This window comes from Microbacterium sp. SSM24 (genome assembly GCF_025989145.1).
GTDB lineage: Bacteria > Actinomycetota > Actinomycetes > Actinomycetales > Microbacteriaceae > Microbacterium.
In genome coordinates, this window is record NZ_JAPDNQ010000001.1 from 630,710 (window position 1) to 653,323 (window position 22,614).

The following is a 22,614-nucleotide window of genomic DNA, read 5'->3' on the forward strand; positions in this document are numbered from 1 at the left end:
GCCCGCGGACGCCGGCCTGTGCCTCAGGCCGCGGCGCGCACGCGGCGCGCGTGGACGACGGAGTCGACGGTCAGGATGATGAGCGCCACCCACACCAGGCCGAATCCGATCCATCGCTCCAGCGGCATCGGCTCCTGCAGCAGCCACACGCCGATGATGAACTGCAGGACCGGTGCGACGAACTGCAGCAGACCGATCACGGTCAGCGACGTGCGGCGCGCGCCGGCGGCGAAGAAGAGGAGCGGGATCGCGGTGACCACGCCGACGAGACTCAGCAGCACGGTGTGCAGGGTCCCCTCGGCGCCGAAGACGATCCCCGTCGTCGCGTTCACGACGATGAGGATCACGGTGGCGACCGGGACCAGCCACATCGACTCGAGCGTCAGGCCGCTCACGGCGTCGACGGAGGGGCCGACGCGCTTCTTGACCAGGCCGTAGAGGCTGAAGGTCGCCGCGAGGGTGAGGGCGATCCACGGGACCGAACCGTAGCCGACGATGATGACGAGCACCGCGAGCGCAGCGATCCCGATCGCGACCCACTGCGTGACGCGCAGGCGCTCGTGCAGCACGAGGACCGCGAGGAGCACCGTCGCGATCGGGTTGATGAAGTACCCCAGGCTCGTCTCGATCACGTGACCGGTCAGAGCGCCCAGGATGAAGACCTGCCAGTTGATGTAGATGAGCCCGCCGGCGAGGGCGGTGAGGCCGAGCAGCCGCGGCTGGCGGAAGATCGCGCCGATGCGCGACCACGACCGCGTGACGGCGATCAGCAGGACGCAGAAGACCAGCGAGAGCAGGATCCGCCACGCGACGAGCTCGAACGGCCCGATCGGCATCAGCAGGAGGAAGTACAGCGGGAGAAAGCCCCACAGCAGGTAGGCCGTGAAGGCGTAGATGCCGCCGAGCGTGTGCTCGCGAGCCGAATCCTTGCCTTCGGCCGGAGCCCCCGGAACGATGCCGATGCCGGCGGTGGCGGTCGCGCATGCTCCGAGTTCGGTCAGATCCTCGCTCTGCTCGGACGCGGACGACGCTTCAGGACTCACCGCTCCAGCCTAGGACCGCTCGCAGGACGCCGGCACGGCGCGACCACCGCGAACTGCCGTCGAACGTGCGATCCCTGCCACATCGAACGCGGAGAGGGCCGGATGCCGAAGCATCCGACCCTCTCGGAACGCGGTGTGCGCGAGAATCAGCGAACGACGACCGCCAGGACGTCGCGAGCCGACAGCACGAGGAACTCGTCTGCGCCGAACTTCACCTCGGTGCCGCCGTACTTGCTGTAGAGCACGCGGTCGCCGACGGAGACGTCGAGCGGAACACGGTTGCCGTTGTCGTCGATGCGACCGGGGCCGACCGCCACGACCTCGCCCTCCTGGGGCTTCTCCTTGGCGGTGTCGGGGATGACCAGGCCACTCGCGGTGGTCTGCTCGGCCTCGACCTGCTTGATGACGATGCGGTCCTCGAGCGGCTTGATGGAAACCGACACGGTCTACCTCTTCTTTCCTTGAGACTGAAGACTCGTTAGCACTCTGGTGTGGAGAGTGCTGATCACAAGTCTAGGGATGCGCTGGCACTCACGCAACGTGAGTGCCAGCCGCGTGACGTCGTGTGGCGGACGTAGGCTGGGCCGGTGGAGATGGCCGAGCTGACCGCACTGCTGACGCCCGAGGGCCTGCGGCTGCTCGATGCGCTCCCGGCGATCGATTCGGCCGCCGATGTCGCGCGCACCGTCTCACGGCTGCGCAAGGACGGCCACTCCCCCGATCTCGTTTCGGCGGTCGTCACGCAGTCGCGGCTGCGCGCGCGTGCCGAGACGAAGTTCGGTCCCTTCGCGCAGCGGATGCTGTTCACCCGGGCGGGTCTGGAGCAGGCGACCCGTCTGGCGATCGCCGCCCGTCACGCGGGTCGGTTCCGCGACGCGGGGCTCAGCCGGGTCGCCGACCTCGGATGCGGGATCGGCGGCGACGCTCTCGGCCTCGCGGGACTGGGCATCGCCGTGACCGCCGTCGACGCCGACGAGGTGACCGCGGCGATCGCGGCGTACAACCTCGCACCGTTCGGCGCCGCGGCCGACGTGCGGCACGGCACGGCCGAGACGGCTGATCTGACGGACGTCGACGGCGTATGGCTCGATCCCGCTCGCCGCACCGCCGGGCACACCGAGACGACTCGTACACGACCCGAGGACTGGTCGCCCTCGCTCGACTGGACGTTCGAGCTCGGGCGCCGCCTGCCCGCCGGGATCAAGCTCGGGCCCGGCCTGGACCGCGAACTCATCCCCGACGAGTTCGAGGCGCAGTGGGTGAGCGCCGACGGCTCGACCGTCGAGCTGGTGCTGTGGTCGGGACCGCTCGCACGGGAGGGTGCGCGGCGGGCGGCACTCGTGATCCGCGGTGACGAGGCGCACGAGCTCACGGCCCCCGCCGATTCGGCGGATGAACCGGTCCGAGAACTCGGCGCGTACCTCCACGAGCCCGACGGAGCGGTGATCCGCGCTCGGCTGATCGGCGACGTGGCCCGCTCGCTCGACGCCGGCATGCTCGACGAGCACATCGCCTACCTCACCTCGGATGCAGCGCTCACGAGCCCGTTCGTGTCGTCGTTCCGTGTGCGCGAGGCGATGCCGGCGAAGGTGCCCGCGATCAACGCGGCGCTGCGCCGTCATGGGATCGGGCGCCTCGAGATCAAGAAGCGCGGGGTCGACGTCGATCCGGCGCAGTTCCGTCGCAAGCTCCAGCTGCGCGGAGACGCCGAGGCGACGCTCCTGCTCGCGCGCGTCGGCTCGGGCAGGATCGCGGTGCTCGCCGACCGGGTCAGCCGCCGGCCGTGATGCGCCCGGCTGCGTAGAGGAGCCACCCGGCGCTGTACAGAATCGAGACGACGCCGATCACGAGCGCCCACACGGCGATCGCCCGGCTCTCGAGCGGCCGACGCAGCGCGAGGATGGCGGAGACGACTCCGACCAGGCCGATCGGGAAGCCCCAGCCGACGAACATCGACACGATCAGCCCGCCGATCGAGAACACGAGCGCCCACGCGGCGAGTCCGCGCTGCGGCGGCTCGGGCTCGGGCAGCGCCCACTGCGCCACGACCGGAGGCGCATCCTCTTCGGTGCCGGGCTCGGCGGGCGCGGACTGCTTCGTCACGGCCACGGGTGCGGTCGGCAGGCGCAGGTATCCGCCGCGGTGGGCGCCGGGGAGTACGGATGCCTCGTCCGCGACGCTGACGTCGGCCGAGGGCGGCTCGACGGCGGGGCGGGAGGGATCGTGCGCGGGAGGCTTGGTCACCGGAGGCTCCGGCGTCGCCTCGGCTCCCTCGTCGGCGGGGACAGGCATCCGCTCGCCCCCGCTCATGCGACGTCCTCGGCGACCTGGATCTCGGTGACGGGGAGCGTCGAGTCGGCGCCGAATCGCAGGGTCGACGGCGGACGCCCCGACATGATGAGCTCGGCGGCGAGCGCCGCGATCATCGCGCCGTTGTCGGTGCAGAGCGAGAGGGGCGGGATGCGCACGGTCACGCCCTCCGCGGCAGCACGCTCGAGAGCGACCTCGCGCAGCCGTCTGTTCGCGATGACGCCACCGCCGAGGAGCAGACGCGGCACACCGAAATCACGGCACGCCGCGAGGGCCTTGGTGACGAGAACATCGACGACCGCCTCGCGGAACCCCGCGGCGACGTCCGCGACGGGCACCGGCTCGCCCGCAGCCTCGCGCTGCTCGACCCACCGGGCGACGGCCGTCTTCAGCCCCGAGAACGAGAAGTCGTAGCGGTGGGCCGCCATGTCGCTGGCGCGAGAGAGCCCACGGGGGAACCGGATCGCGTCCGGATCGCCGGATGCCGCGGCCCGGTCGATCTCGGGACCGCCGGGGTACGGCAGTCCGAGCAGACGCGCCACCTTGTCGAAGGCCTCGCCGGCCGCGTCGTCCATCGTCTCGCCCAGCAGCTCGACGTCGCTCGTGAGGTCGCGGACGAGGAGGAGGGAGGTGTGCCCGCCCGACACCAGGAGCGCGACGGTCGGGTACTCCAGCGCCCCCGCCGCAGGCGCCGCCGCCGGATCGAGCGCTCGCGCAGCGGGTGAATCGAGATCGAGGATGTCGGCCGCGATGTGCCCGACGAGGTGGTTGACGGCGTAGAGGGGCTTCTCGAGCGACACGGCCAGTGCCTTCGCCGCGCCCACTCCGACCATCAGCGCACCCGCGAGTCCGGGACCGGAGGTCACGGCGACCGCGTCGAGGTCGGCCAGCGCGACGTCGGCCTCGGCGAGTGCTGCGAGGATCGCGGGCTCCAGGGCCTCGAGGTGGGCGCGGGCGGCGACCTCGGGCACGACGCCGCCGTACCGGGCGTGCTCATCCATCGAGCTCGCGATCGTGTTCGACAGCAGGGTCCGGCCGCGCACGATGCCGATGCCGGTCTCGTCGCAGCTCGTCTCGATCCCGAGGATCAGCGGCTCGGCGCGGTTCATGTGCACACCCCGGCGTCCTCGGCCGACGGCGTCTGCGCGACGGACCACGCACGCGCGTCGAGTTTCATCACGACGGCGTCGACATCGTCGGGCTGGTAGTACCTCGGACGCCGCCCGACTTCGAGGAATCCCTCGGAGGCGTACAGCGCCTGCGCGACGGGGTTGTCGGCGCGCACCTCGAGGAAGACCTCGTGCACGCCGCGGCGCACCGCCTCGGCGACCAATGCGCGCAGGAGCGCGCGGCCCCGGCCGCGACCGCGGGAGGCTTCCGCGATCGCGATGGTCTGCACGTCGGCGTCCTTCGCGCCCCGGACCGCCCGGAGTCCCGCATACCCCGTGACGCGGCCGGCGACCTCGTCCACGACGTACCAGCCATGGGGCGACATCAGCTCTTCGCGCATCATCGCATCCGACCAGGCGTCGGTGGGAAACGACGCCCGCTCGAGCGTCATGATGGCCGCGAGGTCCTCGGGCACGGCATCGCGCAGCGTCATGTGCCGACCTTCTTCGGTCCGGCGGGGAGCGTCACGTCGGGCGAGCGCAGGTAGAGCGCGTCGGCGGGACCGATCTCGCGCCCGGCGGCGAGCGCCCGCGTCGCGCACACCGCGAGCAGGGAGGCCTGGATGCGGTCGGCGTCGCGCCGGAGCGCGCCCGACGCTGCGAGACGCTCATCGAGCTCGTCGCGCGGAACCAGTGCCGGCTCGACCGTGCGACGCGGCAGTCCGTCGTCGTCGATCCCCCGGTAGACCGTGTACGCGAATTCGCGACGTCGCGCGTCGGTCACGACCGCGAACGTCTCGGCCTCGGATTCCTCGAAGCCGCCCGTGAGCGTGTCGTGGAGCAGCAGTTCGAGCGCGACGGCATCGTGGCTCGCGACGGGCACGACCGGGATGCCGCGACCCAGCGCGAACGTCCGTGCGGCGGCGATGCCCACCCGGAGGCCCGTGAAAGGACCGGGGCCCATGCCCGCCGCGACATGCGCGATGTCGGCGGGGCGGACGGATGCTTCGCTCAACGCCTGTGCGATGAGGATCCCGATCACCTCGGCGTGACCGCGCGGGTCTGCGCTCTCGACCTGTGAGCGGACGACGCCGTCCGGCTCGACGACCGCGACCGTCGATCCGAGCGACGTGTCGATGCCGAGGATCACCTCTCCAGGGTAGTCGGCACCGCCGCGACGACGCCTCCGCTACGGCCGACGCGAGATCGTGACGATGCGGGGAGTGTCGGCGTCGAGCTCTTCGGTCGCGCGCGAGTACGTGCCGCACGCGGTGTCGACGCCGCGACCATGCCACTCCCGGTCGAGCTCGATCTCCCACCAGTGCTCGCGCAGGCCGTCGACCATGCCCCGTCCCCACTCGACGATGACGGCGGAGGCGTCGAAGTCGATGTCGAGGTCGTCGAGCTCCGCGGGCGATCCGAGCCGGTAGGCGTCGACGTGCACGAGGGGGGTGCCGCCGACGAGCGACGGATGGGTCCGGGCGATCACGAAGGTCGGGCTCTGCACCGGGCCGCGCACGCCCAGGCCGGCGGCGACGCCGCGCGTGAGCGTCGTCTTGCCGGCACCGAGCGGCCCCGTGAGCACGACCAGGTCGCCGGGGCGCAGCATCCGTCCGAGCTGCTCGCCGAGCGCCTCCATGTCGGCCGGCGACGCGATCTCGCGCGTGCCGACGAGCGCGTCGAGCGCATCCGGTCCCCCGCTCACGCGGTCACCTGACGGCGGGGCACGCGCGGACCGACCCGCGTGACGATCTCGTAGTTGATGGTGCCGGCGGCGGCCGCCCAGTCGTCGGCGGCCGGCGCACCCAGGGTCGGATCGCCGAACAGCACGACCTCATCACCGACCGATACCGGCGCGTCGCCGACGTCGACGACGAACTGATCCATCGCGATGCGTCCGGCGACAGCGAGGCGGCGACCGCCGATCGCGACGGGGCCCGCACCCGATGCCTGGCGCGGAACCCCGTCGGCGTACCCGATGGGCACGAGCGCGAGCGTGGTGTCGCGCGGCGCGCGGTAGTCGTAGCCGTACGACACGCCCTGACCGGCGGGCACCCGGCGGACCGCGGCCACCGCCGCGCGCAGCGTCATCGCCGGGCGGAGGCCGAGATCTGCCGACGAACGTCCGTCGTAGGGAGAGAGCCCGTACATGCCGATCCCGATGCGGACGCAGCCGAGCCGCGTCTCGGGGAGCGCGATCGCGGCGTTCGTCGCCGCCAGGTGACGCAGCCGCGGAGCGACACCGAGCGAGGCGGCCAGCGCGACCCCCTCTTCGAAAGCGCGCAGGGCCGTCAGGTCGTCCTCGGCGGACGCATTGGACAGGTGGCTGAACAGCGCCACGACGCGCAGCTTGCCGATGCGCTCGAGCCGCGCCGCCTCCGCGAACACGACGCGCTGGTCCGACGGAGCGATGCCGTTGCGCGACAGTCCCGTCTCGAGTTTGAGGTGCACCCCGACCGGGCGGTCGGCGGAGGCCGCGGCCGCGGCCTGCATCAGCTGCTCGAAGCTCGAGATGCCGAGCTCGACGCCGAGCGAGGCGGCCTCGGCGAACGACGCGCCCGGCGCGTGCAGCCACGCGACGACCGGCGCGTCGATTCCCGCCCGGCGCAGCGCGATCGCCTCGGCGATGTCGGACACCCCGAGCCGCGTCGCGCCGCCCTTCAGCGCCGCCACGGCTGACCGGACCCCCCCGTGCCCATAGCCGTCGGCCTTCACCACCGCGATGATCTCGGACTCGGTGAGACGGCGCAGGTGCCGGACGTTGTCCTCGATCGCGCCGACGTCGACGATCGCCTCGCGCAGCACCCCGGCCGGGAGCCGGCTCACCGCTCGCCCCTGGATTCGGCGATCACGTACGCGGTCGCGAAGCCGGCGTCGTGCGACATCGACAGGTGCAGCGTCGTGATCCCTCGCTCGGCGACCACGGCCGCGGTGCTCCCGGTGAGAGTGAACCACGGACGACCGGATGCCTCGGGCGTGATCTCGATCTCCGTCCAGTGAACGCCGTCCGAGCCGCCCAATGCCTTGATGAGCGCCTCCTTGGCTGCGTATCGCGCGGCGAGCGACCGGGGCTTCAGCTCACGCTCGGCCGCCGAGAACAGTCGCTCGGCGAGCCGCGGAGTCCGCTCCAGCGTGCGCTCGAAGCGGGAGATGTCGACCAGGTCGACGCCGATCCCGACGATCACGAAAGCCTCCCGTCACGCCGCGGTCGCGGCATCCGTCAGCCTATCCGTGGGTCTACTCGACGGTGACCGACTTGGCGAGGTTGCGCGGCTGGTCGACGTCGAGGCCCTTCGCGGTGGCGAGTCCCATCGCGAAGATGTGCAACGGCACGACAGCCAGGAGCGGCTCGAACAGCGGCCCGGCGAGCGGGATGCGCAGCACTTCGTCCGCCTTGGGCAGGACCGCCACGTCACCCTCTTCGGCGATCGCGATGACGCGCGCGCCGCGGGCACGGATCTCCTCGATGCTCGAAACGACCTTCTTGTGCATCTCGCTCGACTTGCGCGGCGACGGCACGATGACGAAGACGGGCTGACCGGGCTCGATGAGGGCGATGGGGCCGTGCTTGAGCTCCCCCGCAGCGAAGCCCTCGGCGTGGATGTACGCGAGCTCCTTGAGCTTGAGCGCACCCTCGAGCGCGATCGGGTAGCCGACGTGGCGACCGAGGAAGAGCACCGAGCGAGTGTCGGCCATCCAGTGCGCGAACTGCTCGATACGCGGCTGCTCGCGCTCGAGGATCCGCGTGATCTTGGCAGGGATCGCCTCGAGCTCGGCGACGTGCTCCGCCGCTTCGGCGGCGGGGACGGTGCCGCGGATGCGCGCGATGTGGAGTCCCAGGAGGTAGAGCGCGGTGACCTGGGCGACGAACGCCTTGGTCGATGCGACGGCGACTTCGGGTCCGGCGTGCGTGTAGACGATCGCGTCGGACTCGCGCGGGATGGTCGCGCCCTGGGTGTTGCAGACCGACAGCGTGCGCGCACCGCGCTCGCGGGCGTACTTGACCGCCATGAGGGTGTCCATGGTCTCGCCGGACTGGCTGATCGAGACCACGAGCGTGTCGGGGCCGATCACGGGGTCGCGGTAGCGGAACTCGTGCGCGAGCTCGACGTCGACCGGCACGCGGGCCCACTGCTCGATCGCGTACTTGCCGACCTGACCGGCGTAGGCGGCGGTGCCGCACGCGATCACGATGATGCGCGAGATGTCGGCGAACAGCTCATCCAGGCCGTCGAGCTCGGGGATGACGACCTCGCCGTCGCGCAGGCGTCCGCGCAGCGTGTTGGCGACGGCCTCGGGCTCCTCGGAGACTTCCTTGGCCATGAAGGACGACCAGCCGCCCTTGTCGGCGGCCGAGGCATCCCACGTCACCTCGAAGGGCTCCACCTCGACGGGGTTGCCCGCGAAGTCGGTGACCTCCACCCCGTCGGGGGTGATGGCGACGATCTGGTCCTGGCCGATCGCGAGGGCGTTGCGGGTGTGCTCGACGAAGGCCGCCACGTCGGAGCCGAGGAAGTTCTCGCCCTCGCCCAGGCCGATCACGAGCGGCGAGTTGCGGCGGGCGCCGACGACGAGACCCGGCTGCTCCTCGTGCATCGCGAGCAGCGTGAAGGCACCCTCGAGGCGCGAGGCGACGTTGCGGAACGCGGCCACCAGATCGCCGTCGGCCGCGCGGTACTCGCGACCGAGCAGGACGGCGGCCACCTCGGTGTCGGTCTGGCTGCGGAACGAGTACCCCTGGCCCAGCAGCTCGTCCTTGAGCTCCGAGAAGTTCTCGATGATGCCGTTGTGGATGACGGCGAGCTTGTCGTCGTCGGCGAGGTGGGGGTGCGCGTTCTCGTCGGTCGGCCCGCCGTGCGTCGCCCAGCGGGTGTGCCCGATGCCGGTGGTCCCGTCTGCGAGCGGCACGGACTTCAGGTCATCGCGAAGGATGCCGAGCTTGCCCGCGCGCTTGCGCATCCCGAGGTCTCCGTCGGCATCGATCACCGCGATCCCGGCCGAGTCGTATCCCCGGTACTCGAGGCGCGCGAGACCCGCGAGGAGGATCGCCTGCGACGGGCGCGGTCCGACATATCCGACGATTCCACACATGCCCTCAATGGTAGGCGGGGACTTATGCGAGGAGTCTGAACGAAAGGAGAGGGCGGGTCGGGCCGCCGGATGCCGCGCCGCGCGTCAGAGCTTGCGCAGCAGCACTCGCTCGACGGTATGCCCGGCCGACTTCTGCAGCACGAGGCTCGCACGGTGACGGGTGGGCAGCACGTTCTCGACGAGGTTGGGGAGGTTGATGTCGTTCCAGTAGCCCATTGCCCGCTCGACCGCCTCGTCGTCGCTCAGCTGCGCGAACACGTTGAAGAACGAGTTCGGATTGCTGAAGGCGGCCCGCCGCAGCGCGAGGAAGCGTTCGACGTACCACTGCGCGATGTGTTCGGCATCGGCATCCACGAAGATCGAGAAGTCGAACAGCTCGCTGATGGCGACGTCATTGGGCGACGGCGGCGGCTGGAGCACATTGAGCCCCTCGACGATGACGATGTCGGGGCGGCGCACCGTGACCACGGCATCGGGAACGATGTCGTAGCGCATGTGCGAGTAGAACGGCGCGCGCACCTCGGGCGCCCCGCTCTTCACCTCGGTCAGGAACGACACCAGCGCTCGCCGGTCGTAGGACTCGGGGAACCCCTTGCGCTCCATGAGTCCGCGGCGCTCGAGCTCCGCATTCGGATAGAGGAAGCCGTCGGTCGTCACCAGTTCGACGCGAGGCGTGCCGGGCCAGCGGCTCGTGAGCTCGCGGAGCAGGCGCGCGATCGTGGACTTTCCGACGGCGACCGATCCGGCCACGCCGATGATGAACGGCGTCGTCGTGTCGGTCTCGCCGAGGAAGTCCGCCGTCTCCGCCCCGAGGCGCTTCGTCGACTGCGCGTAGAGCGAGAGCAGCCGCGACAGCGGCACGTACACCTGCGCGACCTCGGCCATGTCGAGCCTGTCGCCGAGGCCGCGGATCTGCACGATCTCGGTCTCGGACAGCGGCTGCGTCCGCCCCGAAGCGAGGGTGGCCCAGTCATGGCGGGAGATCTCGCGGTAGAGCGAGTTCGCGGGGGCGACGGTGGTCGCTTCATCAGCGGACATCGGAGCAATCGTAGCGGCAGGATCGGATGCCGCGCCCGCCGTGTCGCCGACGGATGCGGGTCCCGCCCCCGAGGGGACGGGACCCGCATCCTGCGTTCGTGCCGTGTCAGCCGGCCACGCGGACGCCGTGGTCGGCGTGCAGACCGCCGCCACCGCCCGCCCATGTGCCTTCAGGACCCGCCGGCGTCGGCAGCTTCAGCCCGCCGGGCACCTTGGCACCCTTCACGCCGTTGACCGACTCCGTCGAGTAGCTGTAGACGAGCACCGCCAGCGCGATGGCGTCGCCGTTGACCTCGAGGGCCTTCGTGCTGAGGTTCGCCAGGTCGTCGCACGCCTGGTGGTAGCACGGGTCGAGCCACTCGCCCGCCGTGCCGCCCCAGATCGCCGCCTGCTCGGGCGTCTTCTCCTCCTCGGCGCCGGTGAACAGTCCGCCCGACGGGATGCCGTTCAGGATGAACGCCTCGTAGTCGCTGCGACCACTGAACTCGGCGTCGTCGTAGGGCTGGCCGACCTTGGTGAAGTAGCTCTCGAAGAGGTCCTCGATCTGCACCGATCCCTCGGGCACGACCACCGGCGCCGGGAACGTCGACTCGTCGCCGTCGTACACCATGAAGATGTAGTTCGGCGAGGCGATCATGTCGAAGTTCAGGTAGAGCGCGATGCGGTCCTTCTCGCGCTGGCTCAGTCCGTCGACATAGGCCGCCGACCCGACGAGGCCGACCTCCTCGGCGCCCCACCATGCGAGGCGCACGGTGTTCTGCGGCTTGACCTTCGACATGTTCTGCGCCAGTTCGAGAAGCGCCGCCGATCCGGAGCCGTTGTCGTTGATTCCGGGGCCCTCCGGCACGGAGTCGAGGTGGGCGCCCGCCATCACGACGTTGTTCCGGTTGCGGCCGGGCAGCTCGGCGATGACGTTCTTCTGCGGGTGGTTCTCGACGAACATCGAGACCGTCGCGGTCGAGCCGGGCAGTGCCAGGTCGACGCCGCCGTCGAACGAGGTGTTGACGACCGGGATGTCGAGCGCCGTCGGGTTCGCCCCGATGAGCGTGACGTTCGTGATCACGCCCGAGCGCTCCGGCGTGTTGCCCTGGTTCATGATGACCACGGCTTCGGCGCCGGCGTTCTGGGCGTTGCGCGCCTTGACGCCGAACTCGCAGACGCCTCGCTGGATGAGCGCGATGTCGGCGGAGCCCGAGAAGTCGAGTCCGGCGAAGTCGGCGGCTTCGCAGCCGCTGCTGCTGGTGGCGGGGTCGGCGATCGCAAGGTCCACCGGGATCACCGCACCGGTGACCTCGCCCTCGGCCGATCCTTCGGAGAAGAAGCCGGCCGGCTGCGCCTCGTTCAGAGGTGTGAGCTGCTGAATCGTGGGAATGGGGACGAGATAGTCGAACTCGTCGATCGAGACCTTCCAGCCCGCCTTCTTGAGCGTGTGGACGACGTAGTCGACGCTCTTCGCGTATCCGGGGGTGTCCGCTGCCCGGTTGCCTCCGTTGCGGTCCGCGATCTTCTGGAGCGCCTGGAGGTGCTGCATCGTGCCCTTCGCACTGACGCACTCCAGCAGCTTCGAGACGGTGTTGTTCGTCCTCTTCTCGCACGAGACGCCACCGTGTCCTCCTCCACCTCCCGTCGCGTTCGCCGCCGCCACGGGGGCGAGCGACAGGGCCAGCGCCGTGACGGCGGCGGCGATGAGCGCGACGGGCCGTCGCGCGCTGTTGCGGGATCGATTCATGCTCTCTCCTTCACAAGGGCGTTCGGAGTCGAACGCCGTGCACGCAGACGTGCCCCCAGAACGTCGGCGTGCAGGGGTGGATGCCGGATCAGCACCTGGCGCCGAGGCTAGACGCGCGTTTCCGCCCGGGAAAGGGGTCCCCGGCAGTTCTCATCGGGCGCTCATCATCGACGCTGCGAAATGCGCAGACGGGAGGCATCCGCGGTTCGATACTGTCGAGCCGTGCGCCTGGGAGTCCTCGACATCGGTTCGAACACCGTCCACCTGCTGATGGCCGACGTCAGGCCGGGCGGTCGGCCTCTCGCCGCGACCAGTCAGCGCACGGTGCTCCGGCTCATGCGCTACCTCGGACCAGATGGCGAGATCAGCGCGGCGGGTGTGAAGGCGCTCGTCGACGCGGTATCCGAGGCACGCGGGGTCGCGGCATCCGAGAACGTCGACGAACTGCTCGCCACCGCGACGTCCGCGGTTCGCGAGGCCGCGAACGGACCCGAGGTCATCGCGCTCATCGAGGAGGCGCTCGGCCAGCCGCTCCAGGTGCTCGGCGGTGAGACCGAGGCGCGGTACACCTTCCTCGCGGTGCGCCGCTGGTTCGGATGGGCCGCGGGGCAGGTGCTGCTGTTCGACATCGGGGGCGGCTCTCTCGAGATCGCGGCCGGAGCGGACGAACTGCCCGAGGCCGCGGCATCCGTCCCTCTCGGTGCGGGGCGGATGACGGTGCAGTTCCTCCCCGACGATCCGCCCGGCGACGACGCGGTCGAGCGGCTGCGCGCGCATGCCCGCGCGACGCTCGCGCCCGTCGCAGCCGACTTCGGCGCACTCGCGCGTCCCGACCACGTGGTCGGCTCGTCGAAGGCGATCCGGTCTCTGGCCAAGCTCGTCGGCTACCCGGTGCCGGGCTGGTCGGGCATCGAGCGGATGCTGCTCCCCCGCGCGTCGCTCGGCTCGTGGATCCCGCGCCTGGCGCGGATACCGGCCAGCGCACGACAGGAGCTGCCCGGCATCACCCCGGACCGCACGTTCCAGATCGTCGCGGGCGCGGTCGTGCTGCACGAGGCCATGCGCGCACTCGACGTCGACGAGCTCGAGGTGTCGCCGTGGGCACTGCGCGAGGGCGTGCTCCTGCGCTACATCGAGTCGCTCTCGTGGAACAGCTCGACGCCCGCCTGACCCGCTACAGGGCGAGGCGCTCGCGCACGACCTCGGCGAGAGCCTCGGCGTGACGCCGGGCGTCCTCGGCGGACGCCGCCTCGACCATGACGCGCACGAGCGCCTCGGTTCCGGACGGACGCAGCAGCACGCGGCCGGAGTCGCCGAGCTCGGCGACCGAAGCGGCGACGGCATCCGACACGCCCTCGTCGGAGTTCGCGCGCGAGCGGTCGACGTCCTTCACGTTGATGAGCACCTGGGGATATACGGTCATGATCGACGCGAGCTCGGCGAGCGTCTTGCCCTGGCGGGCCATCTCGCCCACGATGTGCAGGCCTGTGAGGAGTCCGTCTCCGGTGGTGGCGAAGTCGCTCATGATGACGTGGCCGGACTGCTCGCCGCCGAGGGAGAACCCGCCCTCGTTCATGCGCTCGAGCACGTAGCGGTCGCCGACGGCGGTCTGCTCGACGCGGATGCCGTTCTCAGCCATCGCCCGGTGGAGTCCGAGGTTGCTCATGACGGTGGCGACCAGCGTGTCGTTCGCGAGGCGTCCGCGGTCCTTCATCGCCACCGCGAGGATGGCCATGATCTTGTCGCCGTCGACGATCGCGCCGTCGGCATCGACCGCCAGGCAGCGGTCGGCATCGCCGTCGTGCGCGATCCCCACGTCGGCGCCGTGGGCGAGGACGGCCTCGGCGAGCTTGTCGAGATGCGTCGAGCCGACGCCGTCGTTGATGTTGAGGCCGTCGGGATCCGCCCCGATGACGGTGACCCGGGCGCCCGCGTCGCGGAACGTCTCCGGTGAGACTCCGGATGCCGCGCCGTTCGCACAGTCGAGGACGACGTGGAGGCCGTCGAGGCGGTGAGGAAGCGAACCCAGCAGGTGGACGACGTAGCGGTCCTCCGCGTCGGCGAACCGACGGATGCGTCCGACCTCGGCACCGGTGGGCTGCAGCTTGGGACCGGTCATCGCGTGCTCGATGCGCTCCTCGACGACGTCGGGGAGCTTCACTCCGCCGCGCGCGAAGATCTTGATGCCGTTGTCAGGCGCCGGGTTGTGCGAAGCCGAGACCATCACGCCGAAGTCGGCGTCCATGTCGGCGATGAGGAACGCGGCCGCGGGAGTCGGCAGCACGCCGGCGTCGAGCACATCGACGCCCGACGAGGCGAGCCCCGCCTCGACCGCGGCGGACAGGAACTCACCCGAGATGCGCGGGTCGCGCGCGACGACCGCGGTCAGTCGCTTGCCGGCGGCGCGACGCGCCTCGGCGGAACGGCCCTGGCCCAGGACGACAGCCGTCGCCTGGGCCAGGGACAATGCGAGATCGGCGGTGAGGGGGCCGTTGGCCAGCCCCCTCACCCCATCCGTGCCAAAGATCGGCATACGGAGGGAGAGCCGATCAGCGCTTCGAGTACTGCGGCGCCTTGCGGGCCTTCTTGAGACCGGCCTTCTTGCGCTCGATGACGCGGGCGTCGCGCGAGAGGAAGCCGGCCTTCTTGAGGGCCGGGCGGTTGTTCTCGACGTCGATCTCGTTGAGCGCACGGGCGATGCCGAGGCGCAGCGCACCGGCCTGGCCGGAGGGGCCGCCGCCCTGGATGCGGACGATCACGTCGTACGCGCCCGTCAGACCGAGCACCGTGAAGGGGTCGGTGATGAGCTGCTGGTGGAGCTTGTTCGGGAAGTAGTCCTCGAACGAGCGGCCGTTGACGGTGATGGTGCCGGAGCCGGGGATCACGCGCACGCGGGCGATGGCCTGCTTGCGACGGCCGACCGCTGCGCCCGAGACCGAGAGCACGGGGCGCTCGGCCACGACGACGTTCTCGTCGGCCGGGGTCTCGGTCGAGTAGTTGGTGGATTCTTCGATGTTCGCCACGAGTATGTCCTTAGTCTGTACGGCGCTTACTGGGCGACCTGGTCGAGGGTGTACGTCTTGGGAAGCTGGGCACCGTGGGGGTGCTCGGCACCGCGGTAGACCTTCAGCTTGCGCAGCTGCGCCGCACCGAGGCTGTTCTTGGGGAGCATGCCGCGGATGGCCTTCTCGACCGCGCGCTCCGGGTTCTTGGTGAGGAGCTCGTCGTACGTGACCGACGACAGACCGCCCGGGTAGCCCGAGTGGCGGTACGCCTTCTTCTTCTGGAGCTTCTGACCCGTGAGGGCCACCTTCTCGGCGTTGACGATGATGACGAAGTCACCGGTGTCGATGTGGTTCGCGAAGGTCGGCTTGTGCTTGCCGCGAAGCAGGGCGGCGGCGTGCGAGGCGAGGCGGCCGAGGACGACGTCGGTTGCGTCGATGACCAGCCACTCGCGCTGGGTTTCGCCAGCCTTGGGGGTGTAAGTGCGCGTCACAATAGTGCTGCTTTCTTGATTCGAACGGAGAGGTTCGTGAATCCCGCTCCGGGGTGGTTCTGCGACCGAAGGCCGCCGAACACGCCAGTGGAGGGCTCACGTTCGTGGTGCCGGGTCAGCTGAGCCGCACACCAAAGAGGAAGTCTACGGCATCAGGAAGTCCCGGCCAAACCCGACGCCGACGGCGACCGCGTCGGCAGTCCTCGCTATCCTCGTCGACATGCCGCCCGCCGCGCCGTCCACCTCGGTCCAGCGCACCTACCGCTATCTGCGCGTGGCCATCGCCGGCACCGTCGTGGTCATCTTCGTCTCGGTCGGGCTGGCCGCGGCATCCGTCGGCTGGCTCACCTCGGTGAGCGACTACTTCTACACCCCCGCGCGAAACGCATTCGTCGGCGCTCTCGTCGCCGCCGCGCTCGCCCTGGTCGCGCTCTCGGGCCGTGGCACCGAGCGCGCCCTGCTCGACGCCGCTGCGCTCTTCGCACCGCTCATCGCCCTCGTTCCCACGACACTCGCGCCGGGCAGCGTCCCCGGCGTCGTCGTGCCGTGCGCGAACCGATGCTTCCCGCCGGAGTTCGAAGCGGATGCCGCCAACGGCGTCGCGACGTATCTCGTCGTCGGCCTGCTCACAGTCCTCGTCGGCGTTCTGCTCGCCGCCCTCCGACAGGTCTCGCTCGGTGCCGTCGGATTCAGCCTGGTCAGCAGCACCGGGGTGCTCGTCGTCATCGGCGCGCTGTGGCTGTTCGCACGCGATTCCTTTCTCGCCCAGGGGCACTTCGTCGCGACGATCGCCTTCTTCGGGCTGTTCGCGACCGTGGCGATCATCAACGCGTTCCCGCGGCGCGGCACCCCGCCCTCGCGCGTCTTCCGCGTGCTGTACGTCGCGATCGCGCTCGGGCTGGTGGCGGTGCTCGTCGTGTACGTGGCGCTGGTGCCCGAGGCGGACGCGGCAGGGCTTCCGGTCGTGCTGCTGGCCGAGGCTGCGGCGCTGACGCTGTTCTTCGCCTTCTGGATCGTGCAGGGCGTCGAGAAATGGAACGAGGCGGACCCGGGCATCCTGGAACCGCGGGATGCTTCCGGCACCTGAGCCGCCGTCGGAGGCTCGCCGTCAGCCGGCGTGGCGTCAGGATGCCTCGGCGCGGGGCACCTGATCCGTGCGGCCCACCCCTGCCACGGGTCGCGCCGTGACGAGGATCGGGAGGTGGTCGCTGAGGCCCTGGGGCAGCGTGCGGACGCGGTCGATCTCGAACCCGACGGAGGTCGCGAAGTCGTAGTGCCCACGGAAGAAGCGGTAGCGGGTGTAGGTGCGCGAGTCGCTGAGGTTGAGCTCGTATCCCTGCTCGCGCACCTTCTGGCCGAGATGCTCCTTGAACACGGGGTAGTTGTAGTCGCCGACCATCAGCGCCGGGATCCCCTCCCCGAGGCTCTGCAGTTCGTCGAGAGCGGTGCGGATCTGGTGACGGCGCAGCGAGTTCAGCGCGGTGAGCGGAGCAGCGTGGAAGGAGGCCACGATCAGCTCCCGTCCCTCATCGATGTCGTGCAGGCGCACGCCGAGAAGGCGCTCCTCGGCCGGCTTGAGCACGCGGTCGTGCAGCGACTTCTTCAGGGCGAGCGCCCGAACGTCCACGGCGCGATAGGTGTTCTCGCGGTAGTACACCGCGAGACCGAGGCGATTGCGCTGCGTCGCGTCCGCGAGCCGCAGGCCCTCGATCTCCTCGGGGAGGTCGCTCGTGTCCGCCTCCTGAAGACACAGCACGTCGGCGGCGTGGCCCGCGACGAGTTGGGCGAGCTCGCCCGCCGCGCGATGCTTGCGCAGGTTGTACGAGATGACCTTCATGACGAGCACAGCCTAGGCCCGCAATCTGACCAGCGGTTGGCCATCACGTGGATCCTCCGCGCACTCACAGAGTCCGGTTCACGCACTGAGCCAGTGCTGAGCGAATCCTCGCGTAGGACCCGACATCGGTACAGGGGCGCACGGTACCATCGGAGCACCTCGCCATCGCGCGCGGAACGTCGCACTGGGGTCGACGCCCGCCGCAGGTGAAAACGCAGCACGAGAGAGACGCCGGATCAATGAGCACCCCAGTAGACGAGCTGAAGACAGCGGTCATCATCGAGGACGACGCCGAGATCCGCCACATCCTGTCTGAAGTGCTCGAGTCGGCCGGGTTCTCCACCGTCTCCGTGGGCAACGGCATCGACGGGGTCCGCGCTGTCCTGACCTACCAGCCGCTGCTCGCGACGGTCGACGTCAACATGCCCGGCATCGACGGATTCGAGGCCGCTCGCCGCATCCGCGCGGCGCAGTCCGACACGTACATCATCATGCTCACCGGACTCAACGACGAGGCCGACGTCGTGGCGGGCCTCGGCGCCGGCGCCGACGACTACCTGCTCAAGCCCTTCCGGCCGCGCGAGCTTCGGGCGCGGGTCGAAGCGCTCCTGCGTCGTACGTCCGCACCGTCACACGCCCACGCGGGCGCGTCGTTCCCCTCCCAGCGACCTGCGGTCGCCCCGGCGCCGGTCGCCGCCGCCGAGGACGCTCACGTCTCGCTGCCTGCGGCGGCATCCGCGACGGCCACGACCGATGACGCAACCGCCGCAGACGGCTGGATGGCGCATCGCGATCTGCTCCTTCACGCGGAGAACCGCCTGGTGACTCTCGGCGGGGAGGACCTCGATCTCACCCGCACCGAGTTCGACCTGCTCGCGACGCTCCTCGAGTCGAAGCGGCGCGTGCGCAGCAAGGCCGACCTCACGCTGGTGCTGCGCGGCGAGTCGTACGTCACGAGCTACTTCGTGGGCGACGCGGACAAGCGCGCGGTCGAGGCGCACATGACGAACCTCCGTCGCAAGCTCGGCGACAGCCCGACGAACCCGGTGTACATCGAGACCGTGCGCGGCGTGGGGTACCGCCTGACATCGGAGCTGGCCTGAACGCCACGATGATGAACGGATGCCCCACCGCGTCGGCGAGGCATCCCCGTCCTGAACGCGTCGAGTCCGCGTCAGACCTTGCGTCCGTGCGGGCGGCCGACGACCGAGATGCGCCGCCACCGCGACAGTGCGGCGATCGAGAGCGCACCGGCGACCAGCGCGATGGACGTCACCCGCACGAAGCGGGCGAACGGGGTGATCCCCGTGCGACGGTCGGCGCCGATCTGCAGCGACAGCAGGGAGTCCTCGACGTCGGAGTCCTTGACCCACGGGGTGGATCGGTGGTTGCGCGCCATGATGTCGCGCAGAGCCTGCGTCGAGAAGATCGAGAATCGGCCGCCCGTGATCGAGCGGTCGATCGAGTAGATCGCCGAGATGCCGCCGATGCGGGTGTCCGAGACGGCTTCGAACTCGAGTCGCTCGACCGCCTTCGCTCCGGCGACCGCGTCGGCGTCGACACCCAGCAGGTAGTCGCACCCCTCCACCAGCATGTAGCCGTAGTTGAGCGCGTCGACCTTCTTCTGGGAGTTCCTGCCGATGTCGTGGACGAAGACCTCGGTGAACTGCTCGCCCAGCTCGGTGACGAGTTCGTGCCGACCGGCGTACTTCGAGGCGATCTCGACGGTGGCGTCGGAGGTGTTCCGCACGACGACGTGGATGACGTCGGGAACACGCGTCTGCGACAGCAGCGATTCGATCACCTCGGCGATCGACGACTGCTCGTTGGACGCCGGGATCACACAGCCGATCGTCGAACGATGCAGCGGCGCAGCAGCCAGGTCGGTCACTGTCGTCCCTTTCGTTCGATGCGGCCAGCGGGAGGCGCCGTCCGGGTGCCTCTCACCAGCTTGAGCGAACCACCGCAACGGGATCGGCGCTCTCCCCTCGGCTTGCCTCAACGTTCCCGCAAGATTTCCGCAACGACGGCTCGCGCCGAGGTCCCGGGAAGGAGCGGTCATGGCCCCTAAAATTCCTGACATGGCTCCCGGCGAGCGTTCGTCAGCGGCGTTCACCACGCCGGGAACGCGCACGCGCTCGATCTGGCTGACGCAGCTCGTGCTCGCCGCGAGCCTGGTCATGATGTGCGTGCTCGTGCTCGCCCTGCAGCCCGATCTGTTCGCACTGTGGACGTTCGCGGTCGGGATGCTGACCCTCATCGTGCTCACCCTCGCGACGCTCGCGCTCCCTTGGTCCCGCCTGCCGCGGACCGCCGTGCTGGCCGTGCCCTTTCTCGACGCTCTTGCGATCGGCCTGCTGGCCGCCAGCAACACGCAGCTGCGGTTCGGGTTCCTGTGGGTGTTCCCGGTCATGTGGGTCGCGCTGCACTTCCGCGTCGTCTACCTCGGCGCCATGCTCGCGCTCATCGGGGGGATCCTGCTGCTCCACTCGGCGACGGAGCCCTCGAGCGCGTCGGCGCTGCGCGTCTTCACGGTCCTGCTCTCCCTGACCTTCCTCGGTATCACGGCGCACCTCGCGATGCGTCAGACCCATGCCCTGCGCCGTCTCCTCAGCCGCCAGGCCGGAAGACTCACCGTCGCGCTCGAGCGCACCTCGGCACAGGAGCGCCGCACGAACGAGATCCTCAACGGCGTCGACACCGGCGTGGCGCGCCTGTCGCCGTCGGGTGAGGTCCTCGCCGTCAACGACGCCTACGCGCGCCTCTACGGGCTCGACCCGCTCGACCCGAGCCTGCCCGCACGCTCGGTCGAGTACACCGAGCTGCGCGGCATGCCGGTTCCCCCCTCCGGACGGCCGTTCGCCCGCGCGGCACGCGGCGAGCTGTTCGCCGACGCGCGCGTGTGGCTGTTCACTCCCTCGGGGGAATGGCGCGTGCTGTCGGTCACCGCGAAGCCCCTCGCGGCATCCGACGGCGAGGATGCCAGCATCCTGCTCGTCGTCCACGACGTCACCGCCATCACGCACGCCCAGCGGGAACGCGAACGGCTGTCCGCGATGGCCTCGCACGAGCTGAAGCATCCGCTGACGGTCATGATCGGCAACGCCGAGCTCGCGCTCGAGACGGAGAACCTGACCCCGAAGATGCGTCAGCGCCTCGAGGCGATCGTGGGGGCGAGCGAGCGGATGCTGGAGATGACGAACACCATGCTCCAGACCTCGCGCACGGCCTTCTCGGCGCGCGAAGCCTACGACGACCTCGACCTGCGACAGATCGTGGCGGACTCGGTCGACTCGTTCCGCGCCACGGCGAACGCCCACGAAGTCGACATCGCGCTCGATCTCGACGAGCGACTGCCGGTGACCGCCGACGGATTCCGGGTGCGACAGGTCATCGACAATCTCGTGAGCAACGCGATCAAGTACACCGCGCGCGAGGGCCGCGTGCGCATCGTCGGCGAACTCGACGGCAGAGACGTCTCGCTCGTGGTCTCCGACACCGGGATCGGCATCGCCGCGAGCGATCTGCCCAACATCCTCACGCCCTACTTCCGCACCGCGAAGGCCAAGGAGACCGCGAGCGGCACGGGACTCGGTCTCGGCATCACGCGCGAGATCATCGCCGCGCACGGCGGCACGCTCGCGATCGACAGCGAACCGGGCGTGGGCACGACGGTGTCGGTGCGCCTGCCGCGCAGTGTGGACACCGTCGCCGCCACCGGGATGGGGACCCGCGCATGAACGACCTCGCGGGCCTCGCCGGATTGAGTCTCGGCATCGCGCAGGCGGCGATCACGACGCTCGCCACGATGCTCACGATCGGCATCGGGTTTCTGAGCAAGCCCAGCACGGCGACGCTGTACTGGTCGTACGCCTTCGCTCTGGCGATGGTGGCGACGTTCGGCGTCGTTGCAGGCGACCTCAACGACGCCGAGACACTGCGCCGCGCATCGCTCGGACTGCTGCTGGGCGCCCCCGCACTGCTCTGGTCGGGCTTCCGCGCCTCTTGGGGACGTCGCGCCTACCCGTGGGCAGGACCTGCGCTCGGCATCGTGGCGGGTGCGGTGTTCGTGGCGGCCGTCGACCTCGCCACGTTCACGGTCGCCTATCGCACGGCGTTCTTCGCGGCATCCCTGTTCGCGGGGCTGTTCTTCATCGACTGGGTGCGAGTGCCGGCGCGGCGTCACGACAAGGTCGTGCTGCCGATGGCGATCCTTTCGGGGGCGTTCTTCGTCGTCGCGCTCGGCACTTTCGTCGCGGGACTCGCCTACCCACCGACGGGCGGGGACGACTTCGTGCTGCTGCGCGCCGTCTCGTCCGTCGGGATGCTCCTCTACGTGGGCAGCGTTCTGGTGGCGGTGATCGGCGTCGCGACGCGCGACACTGTTTTCGCGCGCACGCCCGCGTCCACCTCGGACTGGCAGCGCTTCGAGCGCACGGCGATCGATCGGCTGCTGCGCGCGCAGCGCACCTCGGAGTCGTGGTCCGTGGTGTACCTCCAGCTCGACGATGCCGCCGACATCCGTCAGACGGCAGGTTCGCCGGCCTTCGCGTCGATCTCGGCGCGGCTCGAGGAAGCAGCCCGCGCCGTCTTCCCCTCCGAGACGGACGTGGGCAGCCCCTCACCGGGTGCGACGGTGCTTCTCGTACCGCGCGCGGATGCGGTCGTGCGCGACTGTCTGCGCGACGTGCTCAAACGGGTCCCGCAGCTCGACGTCGACGGACGGCTCGCGATCCGGCCGACGGCCAGCGCAGGGTGGGCACCGGCATCCGTCCTCGGCTACGACCTCGACGCCCTCGTCTACACGGCACGCGAGGCGGCGGGCGTCGCGGCGCAGAAGGGCGGCGACCGGTGGGAGCGGGTCAGCGCGGCTCTCGTCGAGGGCCTGCTCAGCCGGGCAGAGCAGCTGTAGCGCGACGAACCCGCTCGGGAGGATCCGTGCCGGATGCCGCGTCCCCGGC

General features: G+C 70.2%; 23 protein-coding genes. 6 read left to right on the forward strand and 17 right to left on the reverse strand.

From position 1 onward, the window contains the following. Positions 1-23: 23 nt before the first annotated feature. Both rarD and groES read right to left on the reverse strand, forming a co-directional pair. A complete protein-coding gene (gene rarD / locus OL358_RS02975) occupies positions 24-956 on the reverse strand; it encodes an EamA family transporter RarD (RefSeq protein ID WP_413631487.1) in 933 nt (310 codons plus the stop codon). Between the two features lie 233 nt (positions 957-1,189). Beyond that, entirely contained in the window at positions 1,190-1,486 is a 297-nt protein-coding gene (gene groES, locus OL358_RS02980; RefSeq protein ID WP_264708450.1) for a co-chaperone GroES, read from the reverse strand. Positions 1,487-1,630: 144 nt separating this feature from the next. Between groES and OL358_RS02985 the strand changes: the two genes are divergently transcribed. Further along, positions 1,631-2,830: a class I SAM-dependent methyltransferase gene (locus tag OL358_RS02985; protein WP_264708451.1), complete on the forward strand. Its 1,200-nt coding sequence runs from the start codon at positions 1,631-1,633 to the stop codon at positions 2,828-2,830. Here OL358_RS02985 and OL358_RS02990 read toward each other — a convergent pair. The 10 genes from OL358_RS02990 to OL358_RS03035 all read right to left on the reverse strand — a co-directional run bounded on the left by OL358_RS02990 (position 2,814) and on the right by OL358_RS03035 (position 12,320). Next, entirely contained in the window at positions 2,814-3,353 is a 540-nt protein-coding gene (locus OL358_RS02990) for a hypothetical protein (RefSeq protein WP_264708452.1), read from the reverse strand. The genes OL358_RS02985 and OL358_RS02990 overlap by 17 nt on opposite strands. Continuing rightward, a complete protein-coding gene (gene tsaD, locus OL358_RS02995; RefSeq protein ID WP_264708453.1) occupies positions 3,350-4,462 on the reverse strand; it encodes a tRNA (adenosine(37)-N6)-threonylcarbamoyltransferase complex transferase subunit TsaD in 1,113 nt (370 codons plus the stop codon). Before tsaD ends, OL358_RS02990 begins: the two co-directional genes overlap by 4 nt. Then, a complete protein-coding gene (rimI, locus tag OL358_RS03000) occupies positions 4,459-4,956 on the reverse strand; it encodes a ribosomal protein S18-alanine N-acetyltransferase (protein WP_264708454.1) in 498 nt (165 codons plus the stop codon). Before rimI ends, tsaD begins: the two co-directional genes overlap by 4 nt. Then, entirely contained in the window at positions 4,953-5,612 is a 660-nt protein-coding gene (gene tsaB, locus OL358_RS03005) for a tRNA (adenosine(37)-N6)-threonylcarbamoyltransferase complex dimerization subunit type 1 TsaB (RefSeq protein ID WP_264708455.1), read from the reverse strand. The genes rimI and tsaB overlap by 4 nt, the downstream gene beginning before the upstream one ends. 39 nt (positions 5,613-5,651) lie before the next feature. After that, the gene (gene tsaE, locus OL358_RS03010) at positions 5,652-6,101 is read right to left on the reverse strand and encodes a tRNA (adenosine(37)-N6)-threonylcarbamoyltransferase complex ATPase subunit type 1 TsaE (RefSeq protein ID WP_413631488.1); all 450 of its coding nucleotides are present in this window, start codon (positions 6,099-6,101) and stop codon (positions 5,652-5,654) included. A gap of 62 nt (positions 6,102-6,163) precedes the next feature. Next, positions 6,164-7,288, reverse strand: a complete 1,125-nt coding sequence (gene alr / locus OL358_RS03015; protein ID WP_264708457.1) for an alanine racemase — start codon at positions 7,286-7,288, stop codon at positions 6,164-6,166. After that, complete coding sequence (locus OL358_RS03020) at positions 7,285-7,647, reverse strand: holo-ACP synthase (protein ID WP_264708458.1); 363 nt, start codon at positions 7,645-7,647, stop codon at positions 7,285-7,287. Before OL358_RS03020 ends, alr begins: the two co-directional genes overlap by 4 nt. Positions 7,648-7,699: 52 nt before the next feature. Continuing rightward, positions 7,700-9,553, reverse strand: a complete 1,854-nt coding sequence (glmS, locus tag OL358_RS03025; protein WP_264708459.1) for a glutamine--fructose-6-phosphate transaminase (isomerizing) — start codon at positions 9,551-9,553, stop codon at positions 7,700-7,702. 84 nt (positions 9,554-9,637) lie between these two features. Continuing rightward, positions 9,638-10,591, reverse strand: coding sequence for a type I pantothenate kinase (gene coaA / locus OL358_RS03030; RefSeq protein ID WP_264708460.1), 954 nt, complete (start codon positions 10,589-10,591; stop codon positions 9,638-9,640). 106 nt (positions 10,592-10,697) lie between these two features. Next, positions 10,698-12,320, reverse strand: coding sequence for a M28 family metallopeptidase (locus tag OL358_RS03035; protein ID WP_264708461.1), 1,623 nt, complete (start codon positions 12,318-12,320; stop codon positions 10,698-10,700). A gap of 222 nt (positions 12,321-12,542) precedes the next feature. Between OL358_RS03035 and OL358_RS03040 the strand changes: the two genes are divergently transcribed. Beyond that, positions 12,543-13,490, forward strand: a complete 948-nt coding sequence (locus OL358_RS03040; RefSeq protein ID WP_264708462.1) for a Ppx/GppA phosphatase family protein — start codon at positions 12,543-12,545, stop codon at positions 13,488-13,490. 4 nt (positions 13,491-13,494) lie between these two features. On the opposite strand, the gene glmM is transcribed toward OL358_RS03040, so the two are convergent. From glmM to rplM, 3 genes are read right to left on the reverse strand one after another with little or no spacing between them, the layout of a single operon-like run. Continuing rightward, entirely contained in the window at positions 13,495-14,853 is a 1,359-nt protein-coding gene (gene glmM / locus OL358_RS03045) for a phosphoglucosamine mutase (protein ID WP_264708463.1), read from the reverse strand. A gap of 16 nt (positions 14,854-14,869) precedes the next feature. Further along, on the reverse strand, positions 14,870-15,343 hold the full coding sequence (rpsI, locus tag OL358_RS03050; protein ID WP_319805424.1) for a 30S ribosomal protein S9: 474 nt from the start codon (positions 15,341-15,343) through the stop codon (positions 14,870-14,872). 26 nt (positions 15,344-15,369) lie between these two features. Next, positions 15,370-15,816, reverse strand: a complete 447-nt coding sequence (rplM, locus tag OL358_RS03055; protein ID WP_264708464.1) for a 50S ribosomal protein L13 — start codon at positions 15,814-15,816, stop codon at positions 15,370-15,372. Between the two features lie 220 nt (positions 15,817-16,036). Between rplM and OL358_RS03060 the strand changes: the two genes are divergently transcribed. After that, on the forward strand, positions 16,037-16,903 hold the full coding sequence (locus OL358_RS03060; RefSeq protein WP_264708465.1) for a hypothetical protein: 867 nt from the start codon (positions 16,037-16,039) through the stop codon (positions 16,901-16,903). Between the two features lie 36 nt (positions 16,904-16,939). Here the strand turns inward: OL358_RS03060 and OL358_RS03065 are convergent, their stop codons facing one another. Then, positions 16,940-17,653: an endonuclease/exonuclease/phosphatase family protein gene (locus tag OL358_RS03065; RefSeq protein WP_264708466.1), complete on the reverse strand. Its 714-nt coding sequence runs from the start codon at positions 17,651-17,653 to the stop codon at positions 16,940-16,942. A gap of 239 nt (positions 17,654-17,892) precedes the next feature. Between OL358_RS03065 and OL358_RS03070 the strand changes: the two genes are divergently transcribed. Then, a complete protein-coding gene (locus OL358_RS03070) occupies positions 17,893-18,756 on the forward strand; it encodes a response regulator transcription factor (RefSeq protein WP_264708467.1) in 864 nt (287 codons plus the stop codon). A 71-nt stretch (positions 18,757-18,827) separates the two neighbouring features. Here the strand turns inward: OL358_RS03070 and OL358_RS03075 are convergent, their stop codons facing one another. Next, positions 18,828-19,544 carry a glycosyltransferase gene (locus OL358_RS03075; protein WP_264708468.1) on the reverse strand — a complete coding sequence of 239 codons (717 nt, stop codon included), beginning with the start codon at positions 19,542-19,544 and terminating at the stop codon, positions 18,828-18,830. 190 nt (positions 19,545-19,734) lie between these two features. Between OL358_RS03075 and OL358_RS03080 the strand changes: the two genes are divergently transcribed. Continuing rightward, positions 19,735-21,393 carry a sensor histidine kinase gene (locus OL358_RS03080; protein WP_264708469.1) on the forward strand — a complete coding sequence of 553 codons (1,659 nt, stop codon included), beginning with the start codon at positions 19,735-19,737 and terminating at the stop codon, positions 21,391-21,393. Next, entirely contained in the window at positions 21,390-22,565 is a 1,176-nt protein-coding gene (locus tag OL358_RS03085) for a hypothetical protein (RefSeq protein ID WP_264708470.1), read from the forward strand. The genes OL358_RS03080 and OL358_RS03085 overlap by 4 nt, the downstream gene beginning before the upstream one ends. Positions 22,566-22,614: the final 49 nt, after the last annotated feature.